General features: G+C 61.8%; 17 protein-coding genes. 14 read left to right on the top strand and 3 right to left on the bottom strand.

Annotated elements, in window-relative coordinates; genetic code table 11:
- Window positions 1-56: 56 nt before the first annotated feature.
- Genes rfbB through rfbC form a run of 4 tightly spaced genes read left to right on the top strand, consistent with a single transcriptional unit; the run spans window position 57 to window position 3,488 of the window.
- Window positions 57-1,136, top strand: coding sequence for a dTDP-glucose 4,6-dehydratase (gene rfbB, locus NDJ10_RS01080; RefSeq protein WP_296159199.1), 1,080 nt, complete (start codon window positions 57-59; stop codon window positions 1,134-1,136).
- Complete coding sequence (gene rfbD / locus NDJ10_RS01075; RefSeq protein WP_296159198.1) at window positions 1,133-2,041, top strand: dTDP-4-dehydrorhamnose reductase; 909 nt, start codon at window positions 1,133-1,135, stop codon at window positions 2,039-2,041. Before rfbB ends, rfbD begins: the two co-directional genes overlap by 4 nt.
- Before the next feature lie 19 nt (window positions 2,042-2,060).
- A complete protein-coding gene (rfbA, locus tag NDJ10_RS01070) occupies window positions 2,061-2,933 on the top strand; it encodes a glucose-1-phosphate thymidylyltransferase RfbA (protein WP_296159197.1) in 873 nt (290 codons plus the stop codon).
- A 3-nt stretch (window positions 2,934-2,936) separates the two neighbouring features.
- On the top strand, window positions 2,937-3,488 hold the full coding sequence (gene rfbC, locus NDJ10_RS01065; RefSeq protein WP_296159195.1) for a dTDP-4-dehydrorhamnose 3,5-epimerase: 552 nt from the start codon (window positions 2,937-2,939) through the stop codon (window positions 3,486-3,488).
- 69 nt (window positions 3,489-3,557) lie between these two features.
- Here the strand turns inward: rfbC and rlmB are convergent, their stop codons facing one another.
- From rlmB to NDJ10_RS01050, 3 genes are all read right to left on the bottom strand, one after another.
- The gene (gene rlmB, locus NDJ10_RS01060; RefSeq protein ID WP_296159194.1) at window positions 3,558-4,328 is read right to left on the bottom strand and encodes a 23S rRNA (guanosine(2251)-2'-O)-methyltransferase RlmB; all 771 of its coding nucleotides are present in this window, start codon (window positions 4,326-4,328) and stop codon (window positions 3,558-3,560) included.
- 101 nt (window positions 4,329-4,429) lie between these two features.
- Window positions 4,430-4,984 (bottom strand): flavodoxin family protein, encoded by a 555-nt coding sequence (locus NDJ10_RS01055; protein ID WP_296159193.1) that lies wholly within the window; start codon window positions 4,982-4,984, stop codon window positions 4,430-4,432.
- A gap of 107 nt (window positions 4,985-5,091) precedes the next feature.
- Window positions 5,092-5,793: a pirin family protein gene (locus NDJ10_RS01050; RefSeq protein WP_296159192.1), complete on the bottom strand. Its 702-nt coding sequence runs from the start codon at window positions 5,791-5,793 to the stop codon at window positions 5,092-5,094.
- 105 nt (window positions 5,794-5,898) lie between these two features.
- Between NDJ10_RS01050 and NDJ10_RS01045 the strand changes: the two genes are divergently transcribed.
- The 10 genes from NDJ10_RS01045 (at window position 5,899) to kdsB (ending at window position 13,754) form a co-directional block, all read left to right on the top strand.
- Entirely contained in the window at window positions 5,899-6,834 is a 936-nt protein-coding gene (locus NDJ10_RS01045) for a LysR family transcriptional regulator (RefSeq protein ID WP_296159191.1), read from the top strand.
- 68 nt (window positions 6,835-6,902) lie between these two features.
- The gene (locus NDJ10_RS01040; protein ID WP_296159190.1) at window positions 6,903-7,958 is read left to right on the top strand and encodes an FAD-dependent oxidoreductase; all 1,056 of its coding nucleotides are present in this window, start codon (window positions 6,903-6,905) and stop codon (window positions 7,956-7,958) included.
- 43 nt (window positions 7,959-8,001) lie between these two features.
- Window positions 8,002-8,985 (top strand): tRNA glutamyl-Q(34) synthetase GluQRS, encoded by a 984-nt coding sequence (gene gluQRS, locus NDJ10_RS01035; RefSeq protein ID WP_296159189.1) that lies wholly within the window; start codon window positions 8,002-8,004, stop codon window positions 8,983-8,985.
- Window positions 8,986-9,038: 53 nt separating this feature from the next.
- Window positions 9,039-9,785: a tRNA (guanosine(46)-N7)-methyltransferase TrmB gene (gene trmB, locus NDJ10_RS01030; RefSeq protein WP_296159417.1), complete on the top strand. Its 747-nt coding sequence runs from the start codon at window positions 9,039-9,041 to the stop codon at window positions 9,783-9,785.
- A 34-nt stretch (window positions 9,786-9,819) separates the two neighbouring features.
- The gene (locus tag NDJ10_RS01025; protein ID WP_363318678.1) at window positions 9,820-10,686 is read left to right on the top strand and encodes a pseudouridine synthase; all 867 of its coding nucleotides are present in this window, start codon (window positions 9,820-9,822) and stop codon (window positions 10,684-10,686) included.
- A 33-nt stretch (window positions 10,687-10,719) separates the two neighbouring features.
- A complete protein-coding gene (locus NDJ10_RS01020; RefSeq protein WP_296159187.1) occupies window positions 10,720-11,340 on the top strand; it encodes a MotA/TolQ/ExbB proton channel family protein in 621 nt (206 codons plus the stop codon).
- 11 nt (window positions 11,341-11,351) lie between these two features.
- On the top strand, window positions 11,352-11,780 hold the full coding sequence (locus NDJ10_RS01015) for a biopolymer transporter ExbD (RefSeq protein ID WP_296159185.1): 429 nt from the start codon (window positions 11,352-11,354) through the stop codon (window positions 11,778-11,780).
- Window positions 11,781-11,783: 3 nt separating this feature from the next.
- Window positions 11,784-12,785, top strand: coding sequence for a tetraacyldisaccharide 4'-kinase (lpxK, locus tag NDJ10_RS01010; protein ID WP_296159184.1), 1,002 nt, complete (start codon window positions 11,784-11,786; stop codon window positions 12,783-12,785).
- 34 nt (window positions 12,786-12,819) lie between these two features.
- Window positions 12,820-13,014 carry a Trm112 family protein gene (locus NDJ10_RS01005; protein WP_296159183.1) on the top strand — a complete coding sequence of 65 codons (195 nt, stop codon included), beginning with the start codon at window positions 12,820-12,822 and terminating at the stop codon, window positions 13,012-13,014.
- The gene (gene kdsB, locus NDJ10_RS01000; RefSeq protein WP_296159182.1) at window positions 13,011-13,754 is read left to right on the top strand and encodes a 3-deoxy-manno-octulosonate cytidylyltransferase; all 744 of its coding nucleotides are present in this window, start codon (window positions 13,011-13,013) and stop codon (window positions 13,752-13,754) included. The genes NDJ10_RS01005 and kdsB overlap by 4 nt, the downstream gene beginning before the upstream one ends.
- Window positions 13,755-13,834: the final 80 nt, after the last annotated feature.

The following is a 13,834-nucleotide window of genomic DNA, read 5'->3' as shown; positions in this document are numbered from 1 at the left end:
TTCCCTGCTTTGTCCCCATTACACTTCTCAAACTGAATTAATGAGGGAAGAACAACATGATCCTGGTCACAGGCGGCGCTGGTTTTATTGGCGCCAATTTCGTCCTCGATTGGCTAGCGCAGAGCGACGAGCCGGTCATCAATCTCGACAAACTCACCTACGCCGGCAACCCCGAAACCCTGCAAAGCCTGCAAGGCGACACCCGCCACACGCTGGTACAGGGCGACATTGGCGATGTGGCACTGGTCAGCCAGCTGCTGGCCCGGTACCAGCCGCGTGCCGTGGTCAATTTTGCCGCCGAGAGCCATGTTGACCGCTCCATCCACGGCCCCGGTGAGTTCATCCAGACCAATATTGTGGGCACCTTCAACCTGCTGGAGTCGGTGCGCGGCTATTGGCAGAACCTGCCCCAGGAAAATCGCGACGGGGGCGTCGCTCCTACAAAAAACAGGTTCCGGTTTCTGCATGTCTCCACCGACGAGGTCTATGGGTCGCTTAAAAAGGACGATCCGGCCTTTACCGAGACCAGCCACATAGAACCCAACAGCCCGTATTCGGCCAGCAAAGCCGCTTCCGACCACCTGGTGCGTGCCTGGCACCACACCTATGGCCTGCCGGTGCTGACCACCAACTGCTCCAACAACTACGGCCCCTACCATTTCCCCGAAAAGTTGATCCCGCTGATGATTGTCAACGCGCTGGCTGGCAAGGCGCTGCCGGTGTATGGCGACGGCCAGCAAATACGCGACTGGCTGTACGTCAAGGACCACTGCAGCGCGATCCGCCGTGTGCTCGAAGCCGGCCGCCTGGGCGAGGTCTACAACGTCGGCGGCTGGAACGAAAAGGCCAACATCGACATTGTGCACACCGTTTGCGCCCTGCTCGACGAGCTGCGCCCGCGCGCCGACGGCAAGCCTTACAAAGACCAGATCACCTATGTGACCGACCGCCCCGGCCACGACCGCCGCTACGCCATCGACGCGCGCAAACTCGAAGCCGAACTGGGCTGGAAACCGGCCGAGACGTTTGAGTCCGGCATCCGCAAAACTGTGCAGTGGTACCTGGACAACCCGGACTGGGTGGCGCATGTGCAAAGCGGCGCCTACCGCGAGTGGGTGCAAAAGCAGTACGCATGAAAATCCTGCTCCTCGGTAAAAACGGCCAGGTCGGCTGGGAGTTGCAACGCAGCCTGGCGCCTTTGGGTGAACTTTTTGCACTCGATCGCCACAACACCGATTTCTGTGGTGACATCAGTCGCCTGGACGATCTTGCCACCACCGTGCGGGCCATCCAGCCTGATGTCATCGTCAATGCGGCGGCCCACACCGCGGTGGATAAGGCTGAGGGTGAACCCGAACTGGCCCGAACCCTCAACGCGATGGCACCCGGGGTGCTGGCCGCAGAGGCAGCCAAGCTCGGTGCCTGGCTGGTGCACTACAGCACCGACTACGTCTTTGACGGCAGCGGCATGTTGCCCTGGAGCGAAGGCGACGCCACCGGTCCGCTGAATGTTTATGGCAGCAGCAAGCTGGAAGGCGAAGCATTGATTGTTGGCAACAATCCACGCCATCTGATTTTCCGCACCAGCTGGGTTTACGCCGCACGTGGTGGCAACTTTGCAAAGACCATGTTGCGCCTGGCGCAGGAGCGCGAGTTGCTCACGGTCATCAACGACCAATGGGGTGCGCCCACGGGTGCCGAGCTGATTGCCGACATCACTGCCCACGCCATCCGCCAGGTCTGCCGTCAAGATGCATCGTCCGAAGCCCTGGCCGGCATTTACCACCTCGGTGCCGATGGCAGTACCACCTGGTTCGACTATGCCAAACACGTCATCGAACAGGCCCAGGACATCCTGCCTGATGTGAAGATCAAGGCGACCGAGGTCAAACCGGTACCCACCAGCGCCTTTCCGACACCGGCCAAGCGGCCGCTGAACTCACGCCTGGACACCCGCAAGCTGCAAACCACCTTTGGTTTGACCCTGCCGCCATGGCAAATGGGGGTAAACCGCATGCTGGCAGAGGTGCTGGGCAAATAAATTTCAAGGGAACAAAACAATGACACAGCGCAAAGGCATCATCCTCGCGGGCGGCTCCGGCACCCGGCTTTACCCGGTCACCCAGGCGGTCAGCAAACAGCTCATGCCGGTCTATGACAAGCCCATGATCTATTACCCCTTGAGCACTCTCATGTTGGCCGGGATGCGCGAGGTGCTGGTGATCTCGACCCCGCACGACACGCCGCGCTTTGCGGAATTGCTGGGTGACGGCAGCCAGTGGGGCATGACCATCAGCTACGCCGTGCAACCCAGCCCGGACGGTCTGGCGCAAGCTTTCATCATCGGCCGCGACTTCGTGGCCGGGCAGCCGAGCGCGCTGGTGCTGGGCGACAACATTTTTTATGGTCATGACCTGGTCAAACTGCTGGCCAACGCCAATGCCCACACCAGCGGCGCAAGCGTGTTTGCCTACCATGTGACCGACCCCGAACGTTATGGCGTGGTCGAGTTCGATGCGTACAAACGCGCCATCAGCATCGAGGAAAAGCCCAGGCAGCCCAAGAGCAATTACGCCGTCACCGGCCTGTACTTTTACGATCACCAGGTCTGCGACATCGCCGCCAGCATCAAGCCGTCGCCGCGCGGCGAGCTGGAAATCACCGATGTCAACCGGCGCTACCTGGAGCAGGGTCAGCTCAATGTCGAAATCATGGGTCGCGGTTACGCCTGGCTCGACACCGGCACCCACGACAGCCTGCTGGAGGCCACCAGCTTTATTGCCACGCTGCAAAAGCGTCAGGGCCTGCAAGTGGCCTGCCCCGAAGAAATTGCCTTTGCGCAAAACTGGATTGACGCTTCACAGATTCAAAAACTCGCCGCACCCCTGGCCAAGAATGGCTATGGCCAGTATTTGCTGAACCTGCTGAAATAAATCATGCCCTACACCGTCACCCCGACTGCCCTGCCCGGCGTGCTGATTCTTGAACCCAAGGTCTTTGGCGACGCCCGTGGCTTCTTTTTTGAGAGCTTCAACGCGCGCGACTTTGCCCAATGCACCGGGCTCGACGTGGCCTTTGTGCAGGACAACCACAGCAAGTCGGCCCAAGGTGTGCTGCGCGGCCTGCATTACCAGATCGAGCACGCCCAGGGCAAGCTGGTGCGTGTGACCCAAGGCGAGGTCTTTGACGTGGCGGTGGACATGCGCCGCAGCTCACCGCACTTTGGCCAATGGGAAGGCGTGTGCTTGTCCGCCGAGAACAAGCGCCAGCTCTGGATCCCGCCGGGTTTTGCCCATGGCTTTCTGGTGACCAGCGACAGTGCCGAGTTCCTGTACAAAACCACCGACTACTGGTACCCCGAGTTTGAGCGCAGCCTGTTGTGGAACGACCCCGCCGTGGGCGTGAACTGGCCTATGGAAGGCACGCCACTGCTGGCCGCCAAGGACCTGGCCGGATTGCCTTTGGCCAGCGCCTCTACGTTTGCGTAGGTGCTGCGCGCCCTGTGAGAGCAGCACCCTTGTGGGAGCGGCGCCCTCGCCGCGAATGCCCCTTGTCCCCTACAAAGACCGCTGACGCAGCGCCTCGTACAAGCAAACCCCGCTGGCCACTGACACATTCAGGCTCTCCACCGCACCGCGCATCGGGATGCTGATCAACTCGTCGCAGGTCTTGGCAGTGAGCTGGCGCATGCCGTCGCCCTCGGCACCCAGCACCAGCGCCACCGGGCCTTTCAGATCCGCCTGGTACAGTGTTCTGGTGGCCGCATCGCTGGTGCCAATGATCCAGATATTGCGTTCCTTCAGCTCATTGAGGGTGCGCGCCAGATTGGTCACCATGAAATACGGCACGGTCTCGGCGGCACCGCTGGCCACCTTGGCCACGGTGGCGTTGATGCCTGCAGCGTGGTCCTTGGGCGCAATCACGGCATGCACGCCGGCGCCGTCGGCCACGCGCAGGCAGGCGCCCAGGTTGTGTGGATCGGTCACACCGTCAAGCACCAGAATCAGCGGCTGCACGCGCTCGTTCACGGGCAGCGCCAGCTGGGTAGCTTCAAGTTGTTCGAGCAACTCATCGAGCGAAGTCACTTGCGTGAGTTCATGCACCCGCGCTGCCACGCCCTGATGCCCGTGACTGCCGCACAGCTTGGCCAGGCGCATGCCGTCGGCTTCGAGCAGGCGCACACCAGCCTCCTTGACCTTGTCGACAAACTGGCGCATACGCGCGTCGCGACGGGTCGGGTCGATGTAGATTTCGACGATGGATTTGGGCGCGGTCTTGAGACGCACGCCCACGGCATGAAAGCCGAACAGAACTTTGGGATTGGACATAGTGCACAATTATCGCGGCTGTGAGTCAATCGCGGCGAGGGCGCCGCTCCCACAGGGGTTCGCAATTTGTGGGAGGCCCGTCCTCGGGCCGATGGCTGTCCTTATCCCTTGAATCTGGCCGCCACTTCCGCTACGCGCTGGCCGAACAGGCGGGCGGTCTCCAGGTCACCGGGATTCATTTCAGCGCCGCCCGCATCGCCGGGGGTTTGCGCCATGGGGCCGGTACTGGAGGCCAGGTAGTTGATGTCATGGCGTTGCGCCGCCTTGGTGTTGTTGTAGTGCAGGCCCGTGCCTACCCAGATGCCGCCATGCTGCATGGCCAGGGTCATGAAGTAATGCAGCGTGGAGTGCTTGTCGCCGTTGACGTTGGCGCTGGCGGTAAAGCCACCAAAAATCTTGTCTTTCCAGGTTTGGCTGAACCAGGCCTTACTGGACGTGTCGGCAAATTTCTTGAACTGCCAACTCACGCTGCCCATGTAGGTGGGGCTGCCCATGATGATGGCATCGGCCTCATTGAGTGTTGCCCAGCCGTCTTCGGTCAGGTTGCCATCAGCGTCAATCGTCACCAGCTCGGCGTTGGCGCCATCAGCCACCGATTGCGCCATGCGCAGGGTGTGGCCGTAACCCGAATGAAAAACGACGGCAACTTTTGCCATGATGATGAAAGCTCCTTGGAAAAATTATAAGTAACGTCGCGATGACGGCGCGGGTTCAAGATCCGTATGTGGTATCGGACCGGATACGGCTGGCTCGCAAAGGCGATTCAGGCGCACAAATCAAAAACGAGCACCTCGGCATCCCGCGCGTCGGTCAGCACCACATGGGGCTCGTCGGCGAGCAGGGCGGCATCGCCGATGTGCAGGGGGACACCATTTACGGTCAGGGTGCCGCGTACCACATGCACATAGGCCTTTCGCCCCGGGTGCAGATCAAGCGAGTCCGTTTGCCCGGCGTCAAACAGCCCGGCATACATACGGGCATCGGCATTGAGCGTGACGGAGCCTTGTGCGCCGTCGGGGGATGCCACCAGACACAGGCGACCTTGCTTGTCCGACTTGGCAAAGGTCTTCTGCTCGTAGCTTGGCGTCACACCCAACACACTCGGCAGAAGCCATATTTGCAAAAAATGCGTGGTTTCATTGGGTGCGAAATTGAATTCGCTGTGCTGCACGCCGGTGCCCGCGCTCATGCGCTGCACGTCACCCGGCGGGATCGACTTGACATTGCCCATGCTGTCCTGGTGTGCCAGTGCGCCCTGCAACACGTAACTCACGATTTCCATGTCGCGGTGACCATGGGTGCCAAAACCTTTGCCAGGTGCCACGCGGTCTTCGTTGATCACACGCAGGTTACCCCAGCCCATGTGCGCGGGGTCGTAATATCCGGCAAATGAAAAGCTATGGAATGACTTGAGCCAGCCATGGTCTGCATAGCCGCGCTCTTGGGAAGGTCTCAGGGCCAACATCACGCATCTCCTTGAATAGCCTCTACTGTACGCGTTCAGCAGCGCTTGAATAAGCAGTCCTTTTGATGGCATCATTCAATCAGTTTGAACTTAATGAGCCACAACATGCAAACTTCCCGCAATGCACTGACCCCGGATGCCCTCGCTATGCTGCAAACCATTGCCGGTAACGGCAGTTTTGCCGCTGCCGCCCGGGAACTCGGGATGGTCCCCAGCGCCCTCACCTACCGCGTGCGCCAGCTTGAAGATGCCCTCGATGTGCTCCTGTTTGACCGCAGTTCGCGTCGCGCCCTGCCCACCGTCGCGGGCCAGGAGCTGTTACGCGAGAGTGAGCGCCTGCTGGAAGATCTGGAAGCGGTGGCCAACCGCGTCAAGCGGGTGGCCACCGGCTGGGAGCCGCAACTGACGCTGGCCGTGGACAGCATCATCGCCAAGGCCACGGTGATGGAACTGGTTGACAGTTTTTTTACCCTGAATCCGCCCACCCGCATTCGCCTGCGCGACGAAACCCTGTCAGGCACGCTGGAAGCCCTGACCAGCGGTGAAGCAGATCTGGCCCTGGGCGTGGCGGACCTGGTGCAAAACACCGCCATCCATGCCAAGCCGCTAGGCAATGTGGGCTTTGTCTATGCCGTAGCGCCGCACCACCCGCTGGCCCAGGCAGCCGAACCGCTCAGCGATGAAGCCATGCGCGCGCACCGCGCCGTGGCCGTGGCCGACACCATCAGCCGCGGTCGCGGTGTGACCTTTGGCCTGCTGGGCGGGCAGGACGTTTTTACCGTGGCCACCATGCAGGACAAACTGGACGCCCAGTTGCGCGGCCTGGGCTGCGGGTCTCTGCCTGAATGCATGGCCGGACCGTTCATTGACACCGGCCGCCTGGTGGTCAAGAAGACCGAACGTGCGCCCAGATCCATACAGGTCAATTACGCCTGGCGCGCCGCCAGCAACGCGCCGGGACGTGCTTTGCAATGGTGGCTCACCCAGTTGGAGAGCCCCACCACCCGCACTGCCCTGCTGGAGCGGCACCGGGGCATGTAGGGCAGGTGTACTGGTAAAGTCGGTCACATTCGTAGAGATAAGCAAATAGTCATCAACTGGAGAAAAATATGAGATCTGCACAGCGCGCACCCCAACACTTTGCTGTCATAGGCGCCGGCATGGCTGGCATCACCTGCGCTCGCACGCTGGTTCAGGCCGGCCATCAGGTCACTGTTTTTGAGAAAAGCCAAAGCACCAGCGGGCGCATGGCCACACGCAGCAGCGCTTTCGGCTCGTTTGACCACGGCGCCCAGTACTTCACCGCGCGCGATCCACGTTTCCTGAAAGCACTGGAGACCACGCCCAATCTGTGCAAGCGCTGGAGCGCCAACAGCGTGCAGGTGCTTGACGAGCTTGGTCATCTGGTGGGGCCCGGTTTGCCCAGCCACGATGCCCACTGGGTGGCGGTGCCGGGCATGAAATCATTGGTCAACGGCTGGGCTGAACCACTGGCGGCAGGTGGCCACATTGAGCTGCAAACCCGTGTCAACCGCATTGAAGCTGATGCGGTCAACGCCAAGAAATGGCAACTGCGCACCGAAGGACTTGACGGATCACAACATGTATTTTCCGGCTTTGATGGCGTGTTATTGGCCATACCCAGCGCCCAGGCACACAGCCTGATGCAAACGTCTGAACTGGCCAAACCCTGGGTCAGGCAACTGGAACAGGTCAAGGTGGCACCCTGCTGGACCCTGATGCTGGCTTTTCCGCAGGCCATGCAGCCTGGTTTGTCGGCGTTGGGGCCGCAATGGAATGCAGCGCGCAGCACACACCACCGCATTGCCTGGCTGGCACGTGAATCCAGCAAACCCAAGCGTGAACCGATTGAACGCTGGACCATCCAGGCCAGCCCCGCCTGGTCGCAGGAACACATCCACGACGACGCGCCGCGCATCGAAGCCAAGCTGCTGAAGGCCTTTTCCGAGGTCACTGGCATCCGGGCCGAGCCGGCCCATATTGACAGCCAGCGCTGGCTCTATGCCAAGACCGTCAAGCCGCTCGGCAAAAGTCACCTTTGGGATGCCAAAAAAGGCCTTGGCGTGTGCGGCGACTGGTGCCTGGGGCACCGGGTTGAAGATGCGTTTTTGTCGGGGCTGGAACTGGCCTTAGCGGTGGCTTAAAACAGCACCCTGTGGGAGCGGCGCCTTCGCCGCGATTGACCCCATGAACAACCATCGGCCCGAGGCGGGCCTCCCACAAATGCAGCCCCTTACCCCGGTGGGAGCAGCCCCCTGTGGGAGCGGCGCCCCCGCCGCGACGGACCCTGATTCAACAACCTACATTGGCCGTTTTGCGCCCTCGCCCACCGGACCGCTGCACGCGGGTTCACTGGTCGCGGCGCTGGCCAGTTGGCTTGATGCGCGTGCCCATGGCGGTCAATGGCTGGTGCGCATCGAAGACGTGGACAGTACGCGCTGCCTGCCCGGCATGGATCAGACCATCTTGCAACAACTGGCCGCCTGCGGTCTGCACAGCGACCAGCCGCCATGCTACCAATCCCGACGCTCGCAGCGCTACCAGCTGGTGCTGGCGCAACTGATTGCCAGCGGCTACGCCTACCCCTGCGGCTGCAGTCGCCGTGATATTCAACTAGCGCTACAGCACAGCGGCCAGGTCAAACCGCGCCATGGCGAGCTGGTTTATCCCGGCACCTGCCGCCATGGGCTGCATGGCAAGCCAGCGCGTGCCTGGCGCTTCAGAACAGACACCCAGCCATCACTGCATTGGCAAGATCGTCGCCTGGGAGAGCAGTCGCAGGATGTGGCTGCCGAAGTGGGTGATTTCATCCTGAAGCGTGCCGACGGCTGTTTTTCCTACCAGTTGGCGGTGGTGGTCGACGACGCTGGGCAAGGCATCACCGATGTCGTGCGGGGCCAGGACCTGGCCGACAACACGGCGCGCCAGATTTTGCTGCAACGCGCCCTGCACCGGCCTACCCCGCGCTACCTGCACACCCCGCTGGTGCTGGGGCCCAACGGCGAAAAGCTCAGTAAACAAAACGGTGCCCAGGCGCTTGACACCGCACACCCGCTAACTGCGCTGAATCACGCCGCGGCTGTGCTGGGACTGACCGGGCAGCACGCACTTGCCGATGCATTGCCCAACTGGGTGGCACAGTGGCGCAATCTCTACAATCTGCCCCCGTGAACGATACCCCAAATACCCCCAAAAAACCGCCCGAGCAGGCTCGCACGCCGCGCATCCGCCCGCAGTCGCTGGCCGATGTGGCATTCCCCAAGACCATCAAGAGCTTCGTCCGCCGCGCCGGCCGCACCACCAGCGGCCAGACCAAGGCGTTTGACGAGCTGGGGCCGACATTCCTGCTGCCCTACCAGCCAGCCCCGCTTGATTTTGCGGCGGCCTTTGCCGATGCTGTAGCCGCGGGTGACCCAGCAAACAGCAGCCGGCCGACGGTGCTGGAGATCGGTTTTGGCATGGGCGAGGCCACGGCCCACATTGCCGAGCTGCTGCCGGGCACCAATTTTTTGTGCTGCGAGGTGCACGAACCCGGTGTAGGGGCGTTGCTCAAGCGCATTGGCGCGCAGCGCCTGCGCAACATCCGCATCTGCGCACACGACGCGGTCGAGGTGATTGACCACATGCTGCCGCAGCAAAGCCTGGCTGGCGCGCACATTTTTTTCCCCGACCCCTGGCACAAGAAGAAACACAACAAGCGCCGCCTGATCCAGGCCCCTTTGATTGCCAAACTGGCGGCGCGCCTCAAGGTGGGCGCTTACCTGCACTGCGCCACCGACTGGCAGCCTTACGCCGAACAGATACTGGACGTATTGAATGCCGAGCCGCTGCTGAAAAACACCGCCTCCGAAAAACACCCTGAATTATTGGGCTACGCCCCCAAGCCGCATTACCGGCCGCTGACCAAGTTCGAAAACCGTGGCCTCAAGCTGGGCCATGGCGTGTGGGATCTGGTGTTTGAACGCGTTTAAACCACCGACGCGCCAGGGCGTTGGCCCCAGTTGCGTGGGATTACCCGCCGGACCGTGGCCGACCCTGCTGGACTTTCTGGGCGAACGTTTCCCCAACATCACGTCACAAACCTGGCTGGCGCGCATGGCCCGCGGCGACGTCATCGACGAGCTTGGCCAGCCCGTGTTGCCGGAACACGCCAGCCGGCGCCCCTACACAGCACATCAGCGCCTCTACTATTACCGCGAGGTGCCAGACGAACGGCACATTCCATTTGATGAAGTGGTACTGTTTGAAGACGCGCACCTGCTGGTGATCGACAAGCCGCATTTTTTGCCGGTCGTGCCTTCGGGCGGCTACCTGCAGGAAACGGTGCTGGTGCGGCTCAAGATGAAACGGGGTCTGGATGACCTGGTGCCGATTCACCGCATCGACCGCGACACCGCCGGGCTCGTGCTGTTTGCCAAGCAGCCCGCCACTCGTGCGGCCTACTGTGCGCTGTTCAGCCAGCACCTAGTGCACAAAACCTATGAGGCGATTGCACCCTGGCGGGCTGGTCTGAACTGGCCCATCACCCACAGCAGCCGGATTCAGGAGGCCGGGCACTTCATGCTGCAGCACGAAGTACCCGGCACGCCCAACGCCATCACACACATCGACGTGCTGGAGGTACATGGCGAATGGGCACGCTACCAGCTTCAGCCGGTCACCGGCCAGCGTCACCAATTACGGGTCCACATGCTGACGCTGGGCCTGCCGATTTTGAATGACGGTCTCTACCCCACCCTCACGCCCGAAGGCCAGCAGGATTACGCCAGGCCGCTGCAACTGCTGGCCAAACGGCTTGCGTTCACCGACCCGGTCAGTGGCGAACCGAGGCAATTCGAGAGCGGGCGGATGTTGAGCCTCCCTGCGCCATAATCACCCAGTTTTTTTCTTCAGTGGAGTTTCGATTTGTTTTCCATCCTACAAGCCGCAGGCTGGCCGATCTGGCCCTTGGTGGCCTGCTCGGTGCTGGCCATGGCGCTGATCATCGAGCGCTTCATCAGCCTGCAAACGCTTAAAGTGGCCCCGCCCAGGCTGCTTGACGAAGTCCTCACCGTCACTCGCCTGTCTGTGCCGGGCCCCGATGTGGTTTCAAAGCTGGAAAAAAACTCGGCACTGGGCGAGGTGCTGGCGGCCGGGCTGCGCGCGCTCAACACCAACCCCTTGTGCAATCAGGACGAATTGCGCGCCGGCATGGAGGCCAGCGGCCGCCTGGTTGCACACCGGCTGGAGCGTTACCTGAGCGCGCTGGCCACCATTGCCTCGGTGGCGCCGCTGATGGGCCTGTTTGGCACGGTGGTGGGCATGATCGAAATCTTTGGTTCGCAACCCGGCGGCACGGGCGGTAACCCGGGGCAACTGGCGCACGGCATCTCGGTGGCGCTTTACAACACCGCATTCGGGTTGATTGTGGCCATCCCATCGCTGATTTTCTGGCGCTACTTTCGCGCCCGCGTCGATGAATACCTGCTTACGCTGGAACTGGCCGCCGAGCGACTGGCGCGCCATCTCTACACCTTGCGCAAGTAGGCCCAGGCGTCATGAATTTCCGCGTCCGCACCAAGGAAGAGCCAGAGATCAACCTGATCCCGTTCATTGACGTGCTGTTGGTCATTCTGATCTTTTTGATGCTCTCCACCACCTACGCCAAGTTCACCGAGATGCAACTCAAACTGCCGGTGGCCGATGTCGACGCCCAGCGCGATCACGCCAAAGAAGTGCTGGTCTCGGTCAGTGCCGATGGCCAGTACAGCATCAACAAGCAGATGGTGAACGGGCGCAACGTGGCCGAACTGGCCAACGCCATGAAAGCTGGTGCCAAAGCCGGCCCCGAGTCGGTACTCATCATCCACGCCGATGCCAGCGCCAGGCACCAGGCTGTGATCAATGTGATGGAAGCCGCACGTCGGGCCGGACTGACCCAGATCACCTTTGCCACCGTGTCACCCACCCCGGGCAGCACACGCTGACGCATGACCCAGGCCACACGATTGCCAGGCCACATGTTGACCCGTGCCTGGTTGCAGCGGGGCTGGCTGGCCTGGCTGCTGTGGCCGCTGTCTGTGCTTTACGGTCTATTGGTGCGCCTGCGCAAAACGCTTTACAGCCGGGGCTGGCTGGCTTCCGAACGTCTGCCAGTGCCGGTGCTGGTGGTGGGCAACGTGGTGGCTGGCGGTGCTGGCAAAACTCCGGTGGTCATGGCCATCGTCAGGCATTTGCAGTCGCGCGGCATCCAGGTGGGTGTGATCTCACGCGGCTATGGACGCCGCAGCCAGGAATGCCTGGAGGTTCTGCCCGACAGCCCGGTGGCAGACGTCGGCGACGAGCCCGCGCTCATCCAGCGCTGCACCTCTGCACCGGTGTTTGTGGCGGTCCGGCGTGTCGATGCTGCCCGTGCGTTGCTGGATAACTATCCGCACATACAAGTCCTGGTCTGTGACGATGGCCTGCAGCACCTGCGCCTGCAGCGTGACCTCGAAATCGGCGTATTTGACGACCGGGGCGTAGGCAATGGTTTTTTGTTGCCCGCCGGACCCCTGCGCGAACCCTGGCCGCGCCCGCTCGACCTGCTGCTGCACACCGGCCAGCAGCCTGCTTTTGCCGGTTTCAGAGCCAGCCGAAGCCTGGCCAGTCATGCCCTGCGCGCCGATGGCAGCCAGGTCGCCCTGGCCGACCTGGTACCCGGTAAGCCCTTGTTGGCGCTGGCAGCCATTGCCCAACCCGAAGCTTTCTTCAGCATGTTGCGCGCCCAGGGGCTGCCGTTGGCCGACACGATAGCGCTGCCGGATCACCACGATTTCAGCCAGTGGGCTGGCAACGCTGACAGTGTCTACACCGTGCTTTGCACAGAAAAGGACGCCGTCAAGTTATGGACCAAAGAACCTCATGCGCTGGCCGTGCCACTCAATTTCGAGCCCGAGCCTGCCTTTTGGGCCGCCCTTGACCAGCGGGTCACACAACTCCTGGAGTTGTAGGGGTACAGCTTGCCCGGCACGCTATCATTGCGTTATGGACACACGACTACTTGAATTATTGGTTTGCCCCGTCACCAAGGGCCCCCTCACTTACAAGCACGAAACGCAGGAGCTGGTGTCGCGCAGCGCCCGGCTGGCCTACCCGGTGCGTGACGGCATACCGGTCTTACTCGAGAACGAGGCCAGGGTGCTGACCGACATCGAGCTCGAAGAAGGACGGCAACCTTGACTTTCACCGTCCTGATCCCAGCCCGGCTGGCCTCCGTACGCCTGCCCAACAAGCCGCTGGCCGACATTGCAGGTGTGCCCATGGTGGTACGCGTGGCGCAACAGGCCCAGCGCTCCGGAGCACAACGTGTGGTGGTGGCTGGCGACAGTTTTGAAATTGTGGCCGCCTGCCGGGCCCATGGCATCGAGTCCGTGCTCACCCGCACCGACCACCCATCGGGCAGCGACCGGCTGGCCGAGGCCTGCGATCTGCTGAACCTGCCAGACGACAGCATTGTGGTCAACGTACAGGGCGACGAGCCGTTGATGGAACCGCAACTGGTCACAGACGTCGCCCACCTGCTGGCCAGGCGCCCCCAAGCGGCCATGAGCACGGCCGCCCACATACTGGTCAGCGTTGCCGATTTTCACAACCCCAATGTGGTCAAGGTCGTGCTCGATGCCCAGCACATGGCGCTGTATTTCAGCCGCGCGCCCATTCCCTACCCGCGCGACACGCCAGAGCAGTTGCCCAGCCCGGCACCTTTGCGCCATATCGGTATTTACGCCTATCGGGTCAGTTTTTTGCGCCTGTTCCCGACACTGGCACAAGCACCGCTGGAGCGCACCGAATCGCTTGAACAATTGCGCGCCTTGTGGCACGGCCATCGCATTGCGGTGCACATCACACAGCACGCGCCCGGCCCCGGCGTGGACACCCCCGACGACTTGGAGCGGGTGCGGCGTTTGCTGGGTGACTAAAGTGTTTTAGCAAGAAGACATGTAAGCCATATCAAAGCTCTCGCATGCTATTCTCAACCATTGCTAAAAAGATTTTCAAT

The organism is Rhodoferax sp. (assembly GCF_023700745.1).
Lineage (GTDB): Bacteria > Pseudomonadota > Gammaproteobacteria > Burkholderiales > Burkholderiaceae_C > Rhodoferax.
This window is presented reverse-complemented; position numbering and strand designations above follow the sequence as displayed.